Origin of the sequence: Thiomonas sp., assembly GCF_034007205.1 — a bacterium.
GTDB lineage: Bacteria > Pseudomonadota > Gammaproteobacteria > Burkholderiales > Burkholderiaceae_C > Thiomonas.
Genome location: NZ_JAVERI010000004.1, coordinates 144,051 through 159,962 on the forward strand (window position 1 = coordinate 144,051; position 15,912 = coordinate 159,962).

The window sequence follows — 15,912 nt, forward strand, 5'->3', positions numbered from 1 at the left end:
ATCAGTTCGAACTGCGCCGCAACAGTTGCACCACGGTCAGGCCGATGATGCGCAGATCGACCAGCAGGCCGTGGTGTTTCGCATAGTCGAGATCGGCGTGCAAGCGCTGCTGCGGCGTGGCGCGCGAGCGGTAGAGCGCCTGCGCCAGCCCGGTGATGCCGGGGCGCACGCTGTGGCGCAGCGTCCATTGTGCTTCGGTGTAGTTGGCACGTTGCGCCGGCACGTCCGGGCGCGGGCCGACCAGGCTCATGTCGCCGCGCAGCACGTTGAGGAGTTGCGGCAGTTCGTCCACGCTGGTGCGCCGCAGAACGTGGCCGACGCGGGTGATGCGCGGGTCGTTTGAACTCGTGTTGTACGGGCCGCGCTGCGCGGCGTCCACCACCATGCTGCGGAATTTGTAGAGGCGAAAGGGCCGCGCTCCCCGGCCCACGCGGGTCTGGGCGAACAGCACGGGGCGGCCGGAGTCCAGCCACACCGCCACGGCCGCTGCGAGCATCAGCGGCGAGAACAGCAACAGCGCCAGCAGTGCCAGCACGATGTCGAACAAGCGCTTGGCCACGGTGGTTCAACGCGGAACTGAGCGCCCCCAGGGCCGGCTCGCCGTCCCACCCCCCGTGGGGGTCAAGGAAACTTGGGGCGGCCCTGCGTTTCCTTGAGAGACCGGCTCCAGACTCTGGACGATGCGGGCGATGAGATCGATCGCCAGCAGGCGGTCGTTCTCGATCTCGGCGGGCTCGCGCTGCGCGAGCACCTGCGCGGCATGCAGCAGCCGCGCCAGCTCTTTGGCGTAGATGGCACGCCAGTCGGAATCCGGGTCCTCGATGCGCTCGCGGTTGAAGGTGCGCGACAGAATCACGCTGCTGGAACCCAGGCGCAGATGCTCGCCCAGCACCACGCGCCCGGGCAGCAGGCCCTCGTCCAGCCGGGCGATGCCGCCAAAGCCGAAGCGCTTGCCTTGCTGCTTCGCCACGGCTGCGACGTGATCGATCACACCACCCGCCAGCGGCTCGAACATGAAGCGCAGACCCAGCTCGCGGTGCAGATCGTTGAGACCCACATAGATCTCGTCCAACCCTGCCAACCCTGCCCACCGGGGCAGGCCATCGAGCGCGTCACGGGTTTCGAGCAGGGCGATGGTGTGGGCACGTCCTGCCACCAGGTCGACGAATTGCGCCACCGCGTCGGCGCTGCGGAACATGGGCAGCATCAGGTGGCTGGCGCCGCCCTCGAGCGCCTGGTCGATCTCGATGGTGCTGGCGTCATGCAGGGGATTGACCCGCACGATCAGCGCAGACTGCGGCACGGCCCGCCGAACCTTGGCCACGTCCTCGGGCACATGGTTGGAGATGAAGGTATCCAATCCGCCTTGACGCTCGATCTTGCCGTGGCGCTCCAGATCGACCATGATGCGCGTCACGCCGCAGCCCACGGCAAAGGCGGCAAAGTCGGGGTCGTTGGTGATCTGGATGAAGTCCATTGGGCGCAAAGGTCAGAGGGTGTGAATGAATCCGGCGTGGCCGAGCAGGGCGCCCAAAGCGCTCCCATCAAGGAAGGCGCAAAGCACAGCCGTGCCCGTCGGCACGGCGCGCATTTGCAACGCTGCAGGGGGCGCTTTGGGCGCGATGAGCGGGCATGGCGGATTTGTTCACACCCTCTCTCAAGGAAACGCCGGGCCGCCCCAAGTTTCCTTGACCCCCGCGGGGGGCGGGCTGGGCGCAGCCCGGCCCTGGGGCGCTCAGGAGGCGCGGCGGCGTTGCCGACGGGAAGTGTAGCGATCGCGCACCAGTCGGCCCAGCGGATCGAAATGCAACAGCGCTCCTGCGCCGGCCGCAAACAGCCCGCCGGCCAGACCCAGACCCAGCGCCCAGGGCGGATTCGAAGCCTGCAATGCTGCGCCCGCCGCCGCCAGCACCAGCAGCACGGCCAGCAACACCCCGGCATTGCGCCACTGCGCATCGGCCTGATGACGCGCCAGCCGCCACCACAGCACGATCACCGCCACCGTCCAGGCGGCGCCATAGGCGGCCAGCCCGCGCCAGGGCAGGGCGGGCAGCAGGGTGCCGACTGCGGCCAGCGCGACGAGTCCCGCGCCGTAGCCCAGCACCTGATCGGCGATGCGCCGATGGCTGTTGAGCCGCGTGGCCAGCACCAGTTGCGCGGCCTGCAACGGCAGCAGCAGCAGAATCCAGCGCATCGCATCGGCGACCTGTTGCTGGGCCTCAGGCGTCATCCGGCCCCAGCCGAACAGCAGCCGGACGATGCCCGGAGCTGCCACCATGCCCGCCAGCGCGATCAGGGCCGAGAGCCACAGCATCGACCGCAGCCATTGCCGCGTCTCCAACTGGGCCCGTGCGCTATCGCCCTGGCTTTGCGCTGCGCTGAGCCGCGCCAGCGCCAGCGCCGAAGCCACGGCAAACACCGTGTGCAGCGGCAACTCGCCGACGCGCTGGGCATACTGAAACACGCCGAGTTGGCCCGGCCCCGCGTCCGACATCAGGGCGCGCGCCGCCAGGGTGTAGAGCACCGTCAGCCCGGAGGCCGCCAGGGCCAGCACGAGCGCGTACAGGCTGCTCGCCTCCGGCCAGGCGCGGCCCGGTGCGACGGCGGGCAGCGCTGCGCGGCTGGCCCTGTGCATCAGCAGCAATCGCAGCAGCGCCGCGATCACCACGCCGACCGCAATCCAGCCGAACGCACCCGTCTGCGCCGCGACGATCAAGCCGCCGATCAACCCGAGGTTGAACACCACCTGCCCCATGTACTGCCACTGCAGCCGACCCTGAGCCTGCAGCATGGCGTTGCCCACCATGGCCACCGCGCCGGCAGGCAGGGCGATCAGGGCAGACCAGCCCAAGGACTGCGCGGCCAGAACCGAATCCGGCGCGCTCAGTCCCGGCGCCAACAGGTGCACGATCGTTTGCCGACCCCACCACACCCCGGCTCCAGTGAACATGAACAGCACTGCAGCCAGCCGCGACCAGCGCGCGCCCTCGGTGGCGATCTGCGCCGCATCGCGCCCAGCCATGCGCGGCACCATCACGGCGGGAATGGCTGCGCCCCAAAGCAGACTCACCGCGAGATCGGGAAAGGACAGTACGACCAGCGCCGCATCGGCATGGCCGCTGAGTCCGAATTGCGTGGCCACCACCACATCGCGCACCAGCCCAAGCAGACGGCTGGCGGCCAGGAGCAGCAGGCTGAGCGAAAAAATGCGCAACATCGACATGGACGGCCATTGTGCCTGCGGCAAAGACCCCGACCGATGGGGAACGCCGGAGGACTTTACGCATTTGCAAAAGCGTGTTTATAATTTTGTTTTTTAGCGCCCGTAGCTCAGTTGGATTAGAGTACTTGGCTACGAACCAAGGGGTCGTGGGTTCGAATCCTGCCGGGCGCACCAAAAAAATCCTGAGAAATCAGGTGGTGAAAGAAAAAGCCCGACTGTAACAGTCGGGCTTTTTTTGTTGCTTTTGTTGCGGCTGCGCCTAGGGTGCGGCTGAAACGGTCGATGGGGGGATTCGACTCCTGAGTTTTCACTCCTGGGTTTTCACTCCAATCGACCCGATTGCCGCAAGCCTGCGCTCAGGTATCTCACGAACCACGCACTGGCCAGCCCAGAGACCTCGTCGAGTTTGCCCGGCTCCTCGAAAAGATGGGTCGCCTCAGGGACGATGACGGTGCGATGCTCGCAGGAGAGCCGCAGCGCGGCCTGTTCGTTCAGTGCGATGACGTCGGTGTCCCAGCCGCCGACGATGAGCAGGGTGGGCGCCTGGACTCGGCCGAGCGCCTCACCGGCCAGGTCGGGCCGACCGCCGCGCGACACCACCGCGCCGACGCGATGCGGACGGTCTGCTGCGGCGATCAACGCTGCCGCAGCGCCGGTGCTGGCGCCAAACAGTCCGATCGCCAGCAACCGTGACACCGTTTCATGGCTGAGCCAGTCGACCGCATCCGTCAGGCGCCGGGCGAGCAGCGGAATGTCGAATCGATATTCGGCGGTGACCACATCGCGCGTGTTTTCATCGGCGGTGAGCAGATCGAACAGCAGGGTGGCAAGCCCCGCCTGATTCAGGAATTGCGCCACACGCTGGTTGCGGCGGCTGAAGCGGCTGCTGCCGCTGCCGTGCGCAAAAGCGACGATACCGAGCGCCTGCGGTGGGATGACCAGACTGCCAGGCAGCAAGGCGCCCCCGGAAGGGATGGCAACGTCGAGGGTCTGGGCAGGAGACATGGGCGGAGGTCTTCAGGTTGCCGTTTCCACGGCTTCGGGCCGGTGCCAGTGTTGCGGTGCATCCAGCGGTTCGAGCGCGGCGGTTTCATCGAGATGGAACACGGCGTCGAATTGCTGGGCCAGCGAGGTGACGAAATAATGGCTCGCACGCTCGGTCTGCGGCACATAGATCACCCCAATGGCACGCTCCAGCAGGGTTTCGTGCAAGGGCTCGGCTGCCGGGGTGTTCAGCCGCAAAAAGAAGCGGTCGAGGCCCGTGCTGTGAAACAGGTATTCGTAACTGTCGTGCAGCGCGGGTCGAACCCATTTGTGTTCGACATCGCCGTCCCACTGCGAGGCAGCCGAAACATGGCCGGTGTAGGTGGTGAAACCCACCAGCAGCGCCTTGTCCCCGACGGCCTGCCGCATGAGTTGGCCCAGGTTCCATTCGCCGCGCAGATGTGCCTCGGTGGCGCGCGCGTCGCCGAGATGCGAGTTGTGCGCCCAGACGACCACCTTGCCCGTGCCGCCGCGCCGGATGCGGTAGTCCGCCAGTGCCAGCAGGGTATCGCGCATATGGGCGTCGCGCAGATTCCAGGTGTTGACGCGCCGGCCGAACATGGCGCGGTAATAGGTCTCGGCGTTGACCACGACGGCTGCGTTGCGTTCGGCAAAGAAATGCGAGTCGATTGCCGTCAGACCGTTGCGTTCGAGGTAGGTCTGCGCGTCGCTGCGCAGTTGCAGCAGCTGCGCGACGGCCGCCTCGCGCGCGGCCGGGCGCTGGCCGAAGGCGGCCTGATAGCCGTACACCTGGGGCTCGCGCACATGATCGAGCGCGGCGTAACGCCCGCGGGCGATTTCCGCCTGCTCGGGATCGACTTGCTGCAGATAGCGAATCACCGCGTCGGCCGAGCGGTAAAGGCTGTAGAGATCCAGCCCGTAGAAGCCGACGCGGGCTTGCGGGCTGCGATCGGCGTTGTGAGCTCGCAGCCAGGCGACGAAATCCAGGACTTCGCGGTTGCGCCACATCCACTGCGGAAAACGCTCGAAGTCGTCGAGCGACGAGGTGGCATCGTCATCGCCCTCACCCTGGACGTAGCGGTTGACCCGCCAGGCATCGGGCCAGTCGCCCTCGACGGCAACGGCATCGAAGCCGTGCTCGGCAATCAATCTGCGGGTGATCTGCGCGCGCATGCGATAGAACTCCTGCGTGCCGTGGGTCGCTTCGCCGAGCAGCACGAAACGCCGGTCTGCGGCCATTTCCAGCAGGGTGTCGTAGTCTGTGGCGTTGCCGTCCAGGCGCTGCGCCAGTGCGCGCACCGCGAGAAAGGGGGTCATCGGCGCCGTCATTTCAGCGCTCCGGTCGCGTGGAATTGCGCCAGCAGGGTGCGCACCTCGTCGTCGCTGGTTTGATCGAAGTGCCGGTAGAACTGGCCGACCGCCTGGAAATCGGCCGGGCTGAGAACGCAGACGAATTCGTCGGCCACATCCTGCAGCCGCTGCCGCGCATCGAGTGGAGCAACGGGCACGGCAACGATGAGTTTCGCCGGTTTGCGCGTTCGCAGCGCCTTGAGCGCGGCGCGCATCGACGCCCCCGTGGCCATGCCGTCGTCGACCACGATGACCGTGCGCCCTTCGATTTGCGCCGTGGGGCGGGAGCCACGGTAAAGCGCTTCCCGCCGTTCGAGTTCGCGATATTCCTCGGCCATCACGCCTTCGATGTCGCGCTGGCTCACGCCGGACATCGCAATCACATGGCGGTTGAGGTCGATCGCGCCGCCCGATGCGATGGCGCCCATCGCCAATTCCGGGTGATAGGGCAGGCCGAGTTTGCGCACGATGAGCACGTCGAATTCGGCGCCGAGGGCTTTCGCCACTTCATAACCCACAGGAACTCCGCCGCGAGGAAGCGCCAGGACGACGACGTCGCTTCGACCCGCATAGGCTTGAAGCGCTCCGGCCAGACGGCGGCCCGCCGCATACCGGTCTTCGAAATGACTTTCCATGCCAGCTCCTTGCATTGGATACGCTCACGTTAAGCGCGTTGCAGGTCCGGCGACTTGATCTGGATCATTGGGGCATGGGCAAAGCCCAGCGTTCAAGGGGGCAAATTCCCTACCCCTGCGCCAGACGTTGCGCCACGTCGCGTAGCGTCTGGATGAAGTTGTCCCGCAGAGGATCAGGCGTCCGAGTGGGTTGAAGAATGCCCAGTTCGATGGTGGCGGGTTTGCCGAGCAGGGGGCGGTATTGCACTCCGGCACGTTTGAGCAGGCGCAGCGAGGCGGGAACGAGGGCCACGCCCATGCCGCAGGAGACCAGGCCGATGACGGTCTGCATCTGCCGTGCGTGCTGAGTGATGCGCGGTGCAAACCCTGCGGCCTGACACAGGCTGACGGTGAGGTCGTACAGGCCAGGGCCGATGTTGCGGGGCGGCACGATGAAAGGCTCCTTGGCCAGGGCGCGGAGATCGACTGCGCCGCTGCTGCGCAGAACGGGGTGCGCTGTGGGGGCGGCGAGCATCAACGGCTCGTGCAGCAGGCTGGTGAAGGTCAGGCCGGGTTCGTCCACCGGGGCCAGGCCGATGCCGAGGTCGAGTTCGGCGGCGAGCAGTTCGCGGATCTGCGCATCGGTGGTGAGTTCGTGCAGTTGCACATCCACCTGCGGATACTGGGCACGAAAGCTCTTGAGGGTGGGGGGCAGGATGCTGAAGTCGGCGATGGAGACGAAGCCGATGGAGAGGGTGCCGACGTCGCCGCGCTCGCTCTGCCGCACCCGCTCGACGGCGTGTTCGAGCTGACCAAGGAGGGAGCGGATGTCCTCAAAGAACGCGGCGCCAGCGGCGGTGAGCACCACGCCGCGGTTGCTGCGATCGAGCAGGCGCGCGCCGATCTCGTCTTCGAGCGCCTTGATCTGGGTGGACAGCGGAGGCTGCGAGATATGCAGGCGCTCGGCCGCGCGCGAGAAGCTGCCCTGTTCCGCAATGGCGACGAAGTACCGGAGCTGCCGCAGTTCCATGATTCGTTTGGCGTATGGCGCCACCATCAAAAATGTATTGTTCAATATAGCCGAGGATTCAGACAATCTGTTCCTCGATCCATCATTTCCAAGCAGGAGAATCGCCCCATGCCCGCCTACCGTTCGCATACCAGCACTTCCGGCCGCAATATGGCCGGCGCCCGCGCGCTGTGGCGCGCCACCGGCATGCAGGACGACGATTTCGGCAAGCCCATCATCGCGGTGGCCAATTCGTTCACGCAGTTCGTGCCCGGCCACGTGCACCTGCAGAACCTGGGGCAGCTCGTGATCGAGGAAATCGAGCGCGCCGGCGGCGTCGGCAAGGAGTTCGACACCATCGCCGTGGACGACGGCATCGCCATGGGACACGACGGCATGCTCTACAGCCTGCCCTCGCGCGACATCATCGCCGACAGCGTGGAGTACATGTGCAACGCGCACACCGCCGACGCGCTGGTGTGCATTTCCAACTGCGACAAGATCACCCCCGGCATGCTGATGGCCGCGCTGCGGCTGAACATTCCGGTGGTCTTCGTCTCGGGCGGGCCGATGGAGGCGGGCAAGACGCGGCTGGCCGGCAAGGTGATCTCGCTCGACCTGATCGACGCCATGGTGGCCGCCGCCGACGACAAGGTGTCGGATGCCGACGTGCAGGCCATCGAGCGCTCGGCCTGCCCGACCTGCGGCTCGTGCTCGGGCATGTTCACCGCGAACTCGATGAACTGTCTCACCGAGGCGCTGGGCCTGTCGCTGCCGGGCAACGGCTCGCTGGTGGCCACGCATGCCGACCGCGAGCAACTGTTCCGCCGTGCCGGGCGCACCATCGTCGATCTGGCCCGCCGTTACTACGAGGGCAATGACGAAAGCGTGCTGCCGCGCCGCATCGCGTGCAAGGCGGCGTTCGAGAATGCGATGTCGCTGGACATCGCCATGGGCGGTTCGACCAACACCGTGCTGCACCTGCTGGCGGCGGCGCAGGAAGGCGGCGTCGATTTCCGCATGAGCGACATCGACCACCTTTCGCGCAAGGTGCCCACGCTGTGCAAGGTGGCGCCGTCGAGCCACTATCACCTCGAAGACGTGCACCGCGCCGGCGGCGTGATGGCCATTCTGGGCGAACTCGACCGCGCCGGACTGCTCGACACCGGCGTGCCGACGGTGCACGCGCCAACGCTTGCCGCCGCGCTCGATGCCTGGGACGTGGCGCGCCAGCCGAGCGACGAGGTGCAGACCTTTTACCGCGCAGGCCCGGCCGGCGTGCGCAGCACCAAGGCGTTTTCGCAGAGCTGCCGCTACGACACGCTGGACACCGACCGTGCCGAGGGCTGCATCCGCGATGTCGGACACGCCTACAGCGCCGATGGCGGCCTGGCCGTGCTGTTCGGCAATCTGGCCGAGCGCGGCTGCATCGTCAAGACTGCCGGCGTGGACCAGAGCATCCTCACCTTCACCGGCCCCGCCGTGGTGCTGGAAAGCCAGGACGCGGCCGTCGAGGCGATTCTGGGTGGCCGGATCCAGCCGGGCGACGTGGTCGTCATCCGCTATGAAGGCCCGCGTGGCGGCCCCGGCATGCAGGAAATGCTCTACCCGACGAGCTATCTGAAATCCAAGGGCCTGGGCAAGGTCTGCGCCCTCATCACCGACGGCCGCTTCTCGGGCGGAACCGCGGGGCTGTCCATTGGCCATGTGTCGCCCGAGGCGGCCGAAGGCGGCGCCATCGGCCTGGTGCGCACAGGCGACCGGATCGTCATCGACATTCCGAACCGTGTGGTGCGCGTGGATGTGAGCGACGAAGAACTGGCCCGCCGCCGCGTTGAGCAGGACGCCCGCGGCTGGAAGCCTGCGGCGCCGCGCGCCCGCAAGGTGAGCCTGGCGCTCAAGGCCTACGCCAAGCTGGTGACCAGCGCCGACAAGGGCGCGGTGCGCAACGCCGAGTTGTTGGGCGATTGAAAGGGTTTGCGCCCGGGAAAGCCGAGACTTCCTTCCCGGTATTTACAGGTATTTTCATTGACAGTCTCCCCGTGATCCATGGTTGACGGTTGGGTTCTGTAAAGTCAGAATGCCATCCATGTTGGAACTGATCCAGAGTCAGGCTTTCCAATGCTGGCTGGACGGCTTGAAGGACCGGCAAGCGCGAGCGCGTATTCAGGCCCGGCTTGATCGTCTGGCGCTTGGCAATCGGGGCGACACCAAACTCTTGCGAGACGGTGTGTCTGAACTGCGGATCGACTATGGGCCGGGGTATCGCGTGTACTACATGCGACGCGGATCAGCGATTCTCGTGCTGCTTGCAGGGGGCGATAAGCGTACCCAGGACACGGACATCGAGCGGGCGATCGGCATTGCCAGAGACTGGAAGGACTGAACCATGACAGAGAAATTCACCCGCTACGACACGGCGGACTACCTGAAATCCGACGAAGACATGGCAGCCTACCTGGACGCCTGCATCGAGGATGACCCCGGGGACGGCAGCCTCATCCGCGTTGCGTTGGGCACGATCGCCCGTGCGCGCGGCATGAGCCAGCTCGCCCGGGACACTGGCATTTCCCGGGAAGGGCTTTATCAGGCGTTATCAGCCGAAGGCAACCCGGAGTTTTCCACGGTGATGAAAGTCATCCGGGCGCTCAAGCTCAGGCTGCATGCCCAGCCTGTTTCCGGCTGACGGACGCCACCTGCAGCAACTGCGCCGCCACCGAGGCGGCGATCACTTCGGGCGCCTTGCCCGGAATGCCGGGGAGCCCCACCGGGCAGACCAGCCGCTGCAGCGCCGCGTCAGGCACGCCGCGTTCACGCCAGCGCCGCACGAAGCGGGCGCGCTTGGTGGCCGAGCCGATGAGGCCGAACCAGCCGATGTCCTGGCGCCGCAGAATGGTTTCGCCCAGGCGGAAGTCGAGGTCGTGGCTGTGCGTCATCACCAGATGGAAGGCGCCGGGCGGGGCGCTGGCGATTTCGGCTTCCGGGGCGTCCACCGCGAGGGCGTGCAGGGTGGAAGGCCATGCGTCGCTCTGTGCTGCTGCGAAAGCCTCAGGCGGGAAGATTTCATCGCGTTCGTCGATCCAGTCGATGGTGCAGGGCAGGGGACGCAAGGCGCGCACCAGCGCCCGGCCCACATGGCCCGCGCCGAAAAGCTGCAGGTGAAACAGCGGCTCGGGAACGGGAAGCGCGCCGCTTTCGGCCATCTCGTAGCGCAGCTCGACGTGACCGCCGCAGCATTGCCCGAGTGCGGGGCCGAGGGCGTGGCTTTCGAGATGGGGTTCAGTTGCCCCGGCGGCCCAGTGCGCGCGCAGTTGCCGCGCGGTGGCGATGGCCCTGTACTCCAGATTTCCGCCGCCGATGCTGCCGCGCGTGAGCGTGGCGCCGACCAGCATGCAGGCGCCTTGCTCGCGCGGGGCCGAGCCGCGCACCCGGCTGAGCGTGACGCGCACCCAGGGCGCCTGCGCCGCCTCGCCTTCGTGCAGGGTGTGTGGCGCGGGTTCGCGTTTCATGATTCTGCCCTTTCGGCGCGCACCGCGTCGATGGCATCGAGTATGGCTTCGGGCGTGGCCGGCGCGCGCAGCGGCGGGTCGATGCGGTGATTGCCCACGGCGGAAATCGCGTCGCGGATGGCCAGCAGCACCGAGAACGGCAGCAGCAGCGGCGGTTCGCCCACGGCTTTGGAGCGATGGAGGGTGGGCTGGGCGTTACCGTTGTCGAACAGCGCGGTGCGCAACGAAGGCGGGCAATCGTTGGCGGTGGGAATCTTGTAGGTGCTGGGGGCGTGGGTGAGCAGCAGCCCGGTTTGGGGATGCCACATCAGTTCTTCCAGGGTGAGCCAGCCCATTCCCTGGATGAAGGCGCCTTCGATCTGGCCGATGTCGATTGCGGGGTTGATCGACCGGCCGGCATCGTGCAGCAGGTCGGCGCGCAGCAGCCGCCATTCACCAGTCAGGGTATCGACCAGCACTTCGCTGACCGCGGCGCCGTAGGCGAAGTAGTAGAACGGGTGGCCGGTGAGCGTGTCGGCATCCCAATGCAGGTCGGGGGTGGCGTAGAAGCCGTCGCTCCACAACTGCACCCGGGCGAGATAGGCCTGCTGCACCAAGGCGGCAAAGGGCAGGGTGGTGCTGCCCGCGTGCACCATGCCGCTACGGAACCGCACCGACTCGGTGCGGCCGCCGTAGCGCTCGGCGGCGAATGCCGCCAGCCGCTGGCGCAGGGTGCTGGCGGCGTCGAGCGCGGCCATGCCGTTGAGGTCGGCCCCGGTGGAAGCGGCGGTGGCCGAGGTGTTCGCCACCTTGTGGGTGTCGGTGGCGGTGCAGCGCACGGCGGCGAAGTCCAACCCCAGTTCCTCGGCGACGACCTGCGCCACCTTGGTGTTCAACCCTTGCCCCATTTCGGTGCCGCCGTGGTTGACCAGCACGCTGCCATCGGTGTAGATATGGACGAGGGCGCCGGCCTGGTTCAGGTGCACGACATTGAACGAGATGCCGAACTTGACGGGGGTGAGCGCCAGACCCTTCTTGAGCACCGGGCTATCGGCGTTGAAGCGGGCGATGGCGGCGCGGCGTGCGGCGTAGTCGGCACTCTGCGTGAGCTGGTCGACCAACGGGGTGATGACGTTGTCGGTCACGCCCTGGCCGTAGGGCGTGTGGTTGTTCTGGCCGATGCCGTAGAAATTGGCGCGGCGCACCTGAAGGGCGTCATGCCCGAGCTTTCGAGCGATGGAGTCGAGCACGAACTCGGTGACCAGCGCGCCCTGTGGTCCGCCGAAGCCGCGGAAGGCGGTGTTGCTCTGGGTGTTGGTCTTGGCGAGGAAACCGTGAATAGCGACGTTGGGCAGCCAATAGGCGTTGTCCACATGGCAGATGGCCCGGGTGAGCACTGCGCCCGACAGATCGGCGGAATGCCCGGCATTGGCGATCAGCGTCACCTCGTAGGCGAGGATGCGCCCCGCGTCGTCGAAGCCGACGGCGTAGTCGTACTCGAAACCGTGGCGCCTGCCGGTGATGAGGAAGTCGTCGTCGCGGTCGAGCCGCAGTTTCACCGGCTTTTGCAGCAGGTGGGCGGCCAGCGTCGCGCAGCAGGCGAACTGCGCCGATTGCGATTCCTTGCCGCCGAAACCGCCGCCCATGCGCCGGCATTCCACCTGCACCTGATGCTGCATCCAGCCCAGCATGTGCGCGATGACATGCTGCATCTCGCTGGGGTGCTGGGTGGAGCAGAGCACGCGCATCCCCGCGTTCTCGGTGGGCATGGCATAGGCCACCTGGCCTTCGAGGTAGAACTGCTCCTGCCCGCCCACGCTCAGGCTGCCTTGCAGGCGATGCGGGGCGGCGGCCATCGCGCGTTGGAGTTCGCCGGGTGCCGTCTCGCGCATCAGGTGCATCGGCGGCAGCACATACTGGCCTCGGGCATGGGCTTCGCGGGCGGTGAGCAGCGCGGGCAGGGCCTCGGCCTGGATCACCTCGCGTGCCAGCGCTGCCGCGCGGCGCGCCAGGGTCTGTGTGGTGGCCACGACGAGGAATACCGGCTGACCGACGAAACGCAGGGTGTCGGCTGCCAGAATGGGGTCGTCGTGCAACACGGGGCCGCAATCGTTCTCCGCAGGAATGTCGGCCGCCGTGTAGACCGCGACCACACCAGGCTGGGCACGCACGCGGTCGAGGTCGATGCCCAGCAGTTTGCCGCAGGCGATGGGAGACAGGCCAAGCGCGGCATGCAGCGTACCGAGCAGCTCCGGGGCGTCGTCGGTGTAGGTAGCCTGTCCGCTGACGTGCAAGTGCGCGGATTCGTGCGGCGGAGTGGATGGCCCCCACGCTCCCGCTTCGCGGTCGCTGCCCCCCGAGGGGGCGCACCCCGCCTTGGGGCGGCCCGGCGGCGGGGTGGCGCCGACGCGGGCGCCTTCGCGCAGGGCGGGCCATTCAGCTTCGCTCCACGCTGTGTTGTCCTGGCGGGCAAAGTTCTGAATGGCGGGCGATAGCGGCAAGGGGTCGTGGGGCTTGTTCATGGGGCGCTCCTCAAACCGTGTGCAGCGCGGGCATCGAACCGGACCAGACGCGGGTCTGGCTCGCAGGCAGGGGCGCATCGAGACGGGTTTCCAGCCAGAAGCGCCACAGCAGATTGCGTGCCACGCGCTGCCGATGAGCGCTACTGGCGCGCAGATCGGTCAAGGGCTGGAAGTCCGCGTCGAGCGACCGCATCGCCGCGCGCACGCTGGCTTCACTCCAGGGCTGACCCAGCAGCGCTGCCTCGGCCTGCGCAGCGCGCCTGACCACCGCCGCCATGCCGCCAAAAGCCAGACGCACATGGCCGACATGGCCCTGCGCATCCAGCCGAAGGGCCAGACCGCAGCTCACCGCCGAGATGTCGCAGTCGTAGCGCTTGGACAGTTTGTAGGCGCGCAGTCGCAGGGTCTCGGCCTGGGGCGCGTGCGCTGCGGGCAGCGGCACTTCGATGGCACGCAGGAACTCGCCGGGCTGCAGGGCGTTTTTCATGTAATCGAGATAGAACGCGGCAAGCGGCAGCCGGCGCAGAGCCGGTCCGCGTTGCAGCAGCAGCACGGCGTCGAGCGCGAGCAGCACCGGTGCGCCGTCGCCGATGGGCGAGCCGTTGGCCACATTGCCGCCCAGGGTGCCGGCATGGCGCACCGGCAGGCCGGCGAAGCGCAGCGCCATTTCGCGCAACTCGGGCCAGTGGTTGACCAGTGCGGCCCAGGCGTCTTCCAGCGGCACGGCTGCGCCGATGCGAAGCAGCGCGCCGTCGTGCTCCACGGCCTGCAACTCGCGCACATCGCCGAGGTAGAGCAGATCGCCCACGTCGCGGAACTGCTTGTTGGTCCACAGGCCGATGTCGGTGGCGCCCGCAAGAAGTCTGGCCTCTGGCCGTTCGGCCCGGACTGAGGCAAATTCCGCAAGGGTGCGCGGCGCGATGAAATGGTCGATGCGGGGTTGACCCTGCGCGTCGGGGTAGGCGGGGTTGTGCGCGGCGTGCACAAAAGGCTCCGGCGTGCGCTCGGCGATCTGGCGCAGCAACACTGCGATGGGTTCGGGGTCGAGACGGGCCGGTGGCGCCTCGAACATGGCCTGACCCGCATCGAGAATGGGGCGGTAGCCGGTGCAGCGGCAGAGATTGCCCGAAAGGTCGTCGGCGAGCTGCTGCCGCGTCGGCCGGGTGCCTGCGCCCTGGTGGCGCTCGTAGCTGGCATACAGCGACATGACGAAACCGGGGGTGCAGAAGCCGCACTGCGAGCCGTGGCAAACGACCAGCGCCTGCTGCACCGGATGCAGCGCACGGCCCGGGGCGAGGCTCTGCAGGTCTTCGACCGTCAACAGCGCCTTGCCTTGCAGCGTGGGCAGGTAGCGGATGCAGGCGTTGACCGGGCGCAGATGCAAAGGTCCGACGGCAATTGCGCCACTCGTCTCCTGGGCGCCGTCATCTTCGACCAGCTCCGCCACGACCACGGTGCAGGCGCCGCAGTCGCCTTCGGCGCATCCTTCCTTGGTGCCGCACTGGTGCGCGTGTTCGCGCAGCCACTGCAGCACGGTGGTCGTGACGGGCAGGCCGCTGACTTCGGTGATCTGGCCGCGATGGACGAAGCGGATGGGTTGGGGGTCCATGGTGGATTCGGGGTCGTCGGTCTTCATCACGCGAAAATCCTAGTTGCGCATCTTGCAGCAAGTATTGGGCCACGTTTGGCCGCGATTGACATATGCTGAACTGTATACAAAACATGCGCGGCGGCTGATGCCGCAAGGCACTGCACCATGAACAATGCACTGGACTCCATCGACCTGCACCTCATCCGGGTTCTGCATACCGTGCTGACCGAATCGAACGTTTCCCGCGCCGCGATGCGGCTGGGCACTTCCCAGCCCGCCGTGAGCGGGGCGCTGCGCCGCCTGCGCACCCTCACCGGCGACGAATTACTGGTGCGCAGCGGCAATGCCATGGTGCCCACGGCCTTCGGCGCCAGCCTGATCGAGCCCAGCGCCTGCATCCTGCGGGAGGCGCAGCGCTTGCTCGGGGGCAAGGGATCCTTCGATGCGATGCACAGCACCCGCCTGTTTCGTCTGGCAGCCGCCGACTACATGGACCCGGCCTTTCTGCCCCAGCTCATCGCCACGCTCAAACGCGAGGCGCCCCTGTGCGGAGTGGATGTGCTGCCGCTGTCGGCCGCGCTGGATTACCGCCATGCGCTGGCGTCCGGGGATGTCGATGCCGTACTGGGCAACTGGCTGGAGCCGCCGCAGGATCTGCACCTTGCGCCGCTGCTCGAAGACGAGATCGTCTGCCTCGTCGCCGCCGATCATCCCGCGCTACGGCGCGGTCTGGATCTGGATCAGTATCTGAAGGCCGAGCATGTGGCACCGTCGCCGCTGCGCGCTGCTGGAGAAGGGGTGATCGACCAGCATCTGCACCATCTGGGGCTGCAGCGTAACGTCACGGTACATTGCGCCTTTTTCAACCTCATTCCAGGCCTGGTGGCGCGCAGCCTGCTGGTGCTGACCACCGGGCGCCGCTTCTGCCAGCGCTATGTGGACGCCGGTTTGCCGGTGCGCATCATCCCCTGCCCGGTGCCGTTTCCGCCGCTGACCTATTACCTGCTGTGGCACGCCCGCGTGCATCTGGACGCAGCGCACCACTGGCTGCGTGCACACGTCCGCGAGGCGGCGACGCAGGCGCCGGGCTGACCCTTCTCAACCCCGCGC

General features: G+C 67.2%; 14 protein-coding genes and 1 tRNA gene. 5 read left to right on the plus strand and 10 right to left on the minus strand.

The window, feature by feature from the left end:
* Nucleotide 1: 1 nt before the first annotated feature.
* The 3 genes from RBR52_RS05030 to RBR52_RS05040 form a co-directional block, all read right to left on the minus strand.
* The gene (locus tag RBR52_RS05030; RefSeq protein ID WP_320376094.1) at nucleotides 2-559 is read right to left on the minus strand and encodes a sugar transferase; all 558 of its coding nucleotides are present in this window, start codon (nucleotides 557-559) and stop codon (nucleotides 2-4) included.
* A gap of 6 nt (nucleotides 560-565) precedes the next feature.
* Entirely contained in the window at nucleotides 566-1,477 is a 912-nt protein-coding gene (locus tag RBR52_RS05035; RefSeq protein WP_320376095.1) for an aldolase/citrate lyase family protein, read from the minus strand.
* Nucleotides 1,478-1,735: 258 nt separating this feature from the next.
* On the minus strand, nucleotides 1,736-3,223 hold the full coding sequence (locus RBR52_RS05040; protein WP_320376096.1) for a lipid II flippase MurJ: 1,488 nt from the start codon (nucleotides 3,221-3,223) through the stop codon (nucleotides 1,736-1,738).
* 96 nt (nucleotides 3,224-3,319) lie between these two features.
* Between RBR52_RS05040 and RBR52_RS05045 the strand changes: the two genes are divergently transcribed.
* Nucleotides 3,320-3,397 (plus strand) — tRNA-Arg (locus RBR52_RS05045).
* A gap of 147 nt (nucleotides 3,398-3,544) precedes the next feature.
* Here RBR52_RS05045 and RBR52_RS05050 read toward each other — a convergent pair.
* From RBR52_RS05050 to RBR52_RS05065, 4 genes are all read right to left on the minus strand, one after another.
* Entirely contained in the window at nucleotides 3,545-4,228 is a 684-nt protein-coding gene (locus RBR52_RS05050) for a dienelactone hydrolase family protein (protein ID WP_320376097.1), read from the minus strand.
* A 12-nt stretch (nucleotides 4,229-4,240) separates the two neighbouring features.
* A complete protein-coding gene (locus RBR52_RS05055) occupies nucleotides 4,241-5,557 on the minus strand; it encodes an erythromycin esterase family protein (RefSeq protein WP_320376098.1) in 1,317 nt (438 codons plus the stop codon).
* Nucleotides 5,554-6,213 carry a phosphoribosyltransferase gene (locus tag RBR52_RS05060; protein ID WP_320376099.1) on the minus strand — a complete coding sequence of 220 codons (660 nt, stop codon included), beginning with the start codon at nucleotides 6,211-6,213 and terminating at the stop codon, nucleotides 5,554-5,556. The genes RBR52_RS05055 and RBR52_RS05060 overlap by 4 nt, the downstream gene beginning before the upstream one ends.
* A gap of 109 nt (nucleotides 6,214-6,322) precedes the next feature.
* Entirely contained in the window at nucleotides 6,323-7,222 is a 900-nt protein-coding gene (locus tag RBR52_RS05065) for a LysR family transcriptional regulator (RefSeq protein ID WP_320376100.1), read from the minus strand.
* Nucleotides 7,223-7,330: 108 nt separating this feature from the next.
* Between RBR52_RS05065 and ilvD the strand changes: the two genes are divergently transcribed.
* From ilvD to RBR52_RS05080, 3 genes are all read left to right on the plus strand, one after another.
* The gene (ilvD, locus tag RBR52_RS05070; RefSeq protein WP_320376101.1) at nucleotides 7,331-9,172 is read left to right on the plus strand and encodes a dihydroxy-acid dehydratase; all 1,842 of its coding nucleotides are present in this window, start codon (nucleotides 7,331-7,333) and stop codon (nucleotides 9,170-9,172) included.
* Between the two features lie 118 nt (nucleotides 9,173-9,290).
* Nucleotides 9,291-9,587: a type II toxin-antitoxin system RelE/ParE family toxin gene (locus tag RBR52_RS05075; protein ID WP_320376102.1), complete on the plus strand. Its 297-nt coding sequence runs from the start codon at nucleotides 9,291-9,293 to the stop codon at nucleotides 9,585-9,587.
* A 3-nt stretch (nucleotides 9,588-9,590) separates the two neighbouring features.
* Nucleotides 9,591-9,887, plus strand: coding sequence for an addiction module antidote protein (locus RBR52_RS05080; protein ID WP_320376103.1), 297 nt, complete (start codon nucleotides 9,591-9,593; stop codon nucleotides 9,885-9,887).
* Here RBR52_RS05080 and xdhC read toward each other — a convergent pair.
* Genes xdhC through xdhA form a run of 3 tightly spaced genes read right to left on the minus strand, consistent with a single transcriptional unit; the run spans nucleotide 9,856 to nucleotide 14,820 of the window.
* Nucleotides 9,856-10,710: a xanthine dehydrogenase accessory protein XdhC gene (gene xdhC / locus RBR52_RS05085; protein ID WP_320376104.1), complete on the minus strand. Its 855-nt coding sequence runs from the start codon at nucleotides 10,708-10,710 to the stop codon at nucleotides 9,856-9,858. The genes RBR52_RS05080 and xdhC overlap by 32 nt on opposite strands.
* Entirely contained in the window at nucleotides 10,707-13,211 is a 2,505-nt protein-coding gene (gene xdhB, locus RBR52_RS05090; protein ID WP_320376105.1) for a xanthine dehydrogenase molybdopterin binding subunit, read from the minus strand. The genes xdhC and xdhB overlap by 4 nt, the downstream gene beginning before the upstream one ends.
* A 10-nt stretch (nucleotides 13,212-13,221) precedes the next feature.
* The gene (xdhA, locus tag RBR52_RS05095; RefSeq protein WP_320376163.1) at nucleotides 13,222-14,820 is read right to left on the minus strand and encodes a xanthine dehydrogenase small subunit; all 1,599 of its coding nucleotides are present in this window, start codon (nucleotides 14,818-14,820) and stop codon (nucleotides 13,222-13,224) included.
* A gap of 147 nt (nucleotides 14,821-14,967) precedes the next feature.
* On the opposite strand from xdhA, the gene RBR52_RS05100 reads away from it, so the two are divergent.
* On the plus strand, nucleotides 14,968-15,894 hold the full coding sequence (locus RBR52_RS05100) for a LysR family transcriptional regulator (protein ID WP_320376106.1): 927 nt from the start codon (nucleotides 14,968-14,970) through the stop codon (nucleotides 15,892-15,894).
* The last annotated feature ends 18 nt before the right edge of the window (nucleotides 15,895-15,912 follow it).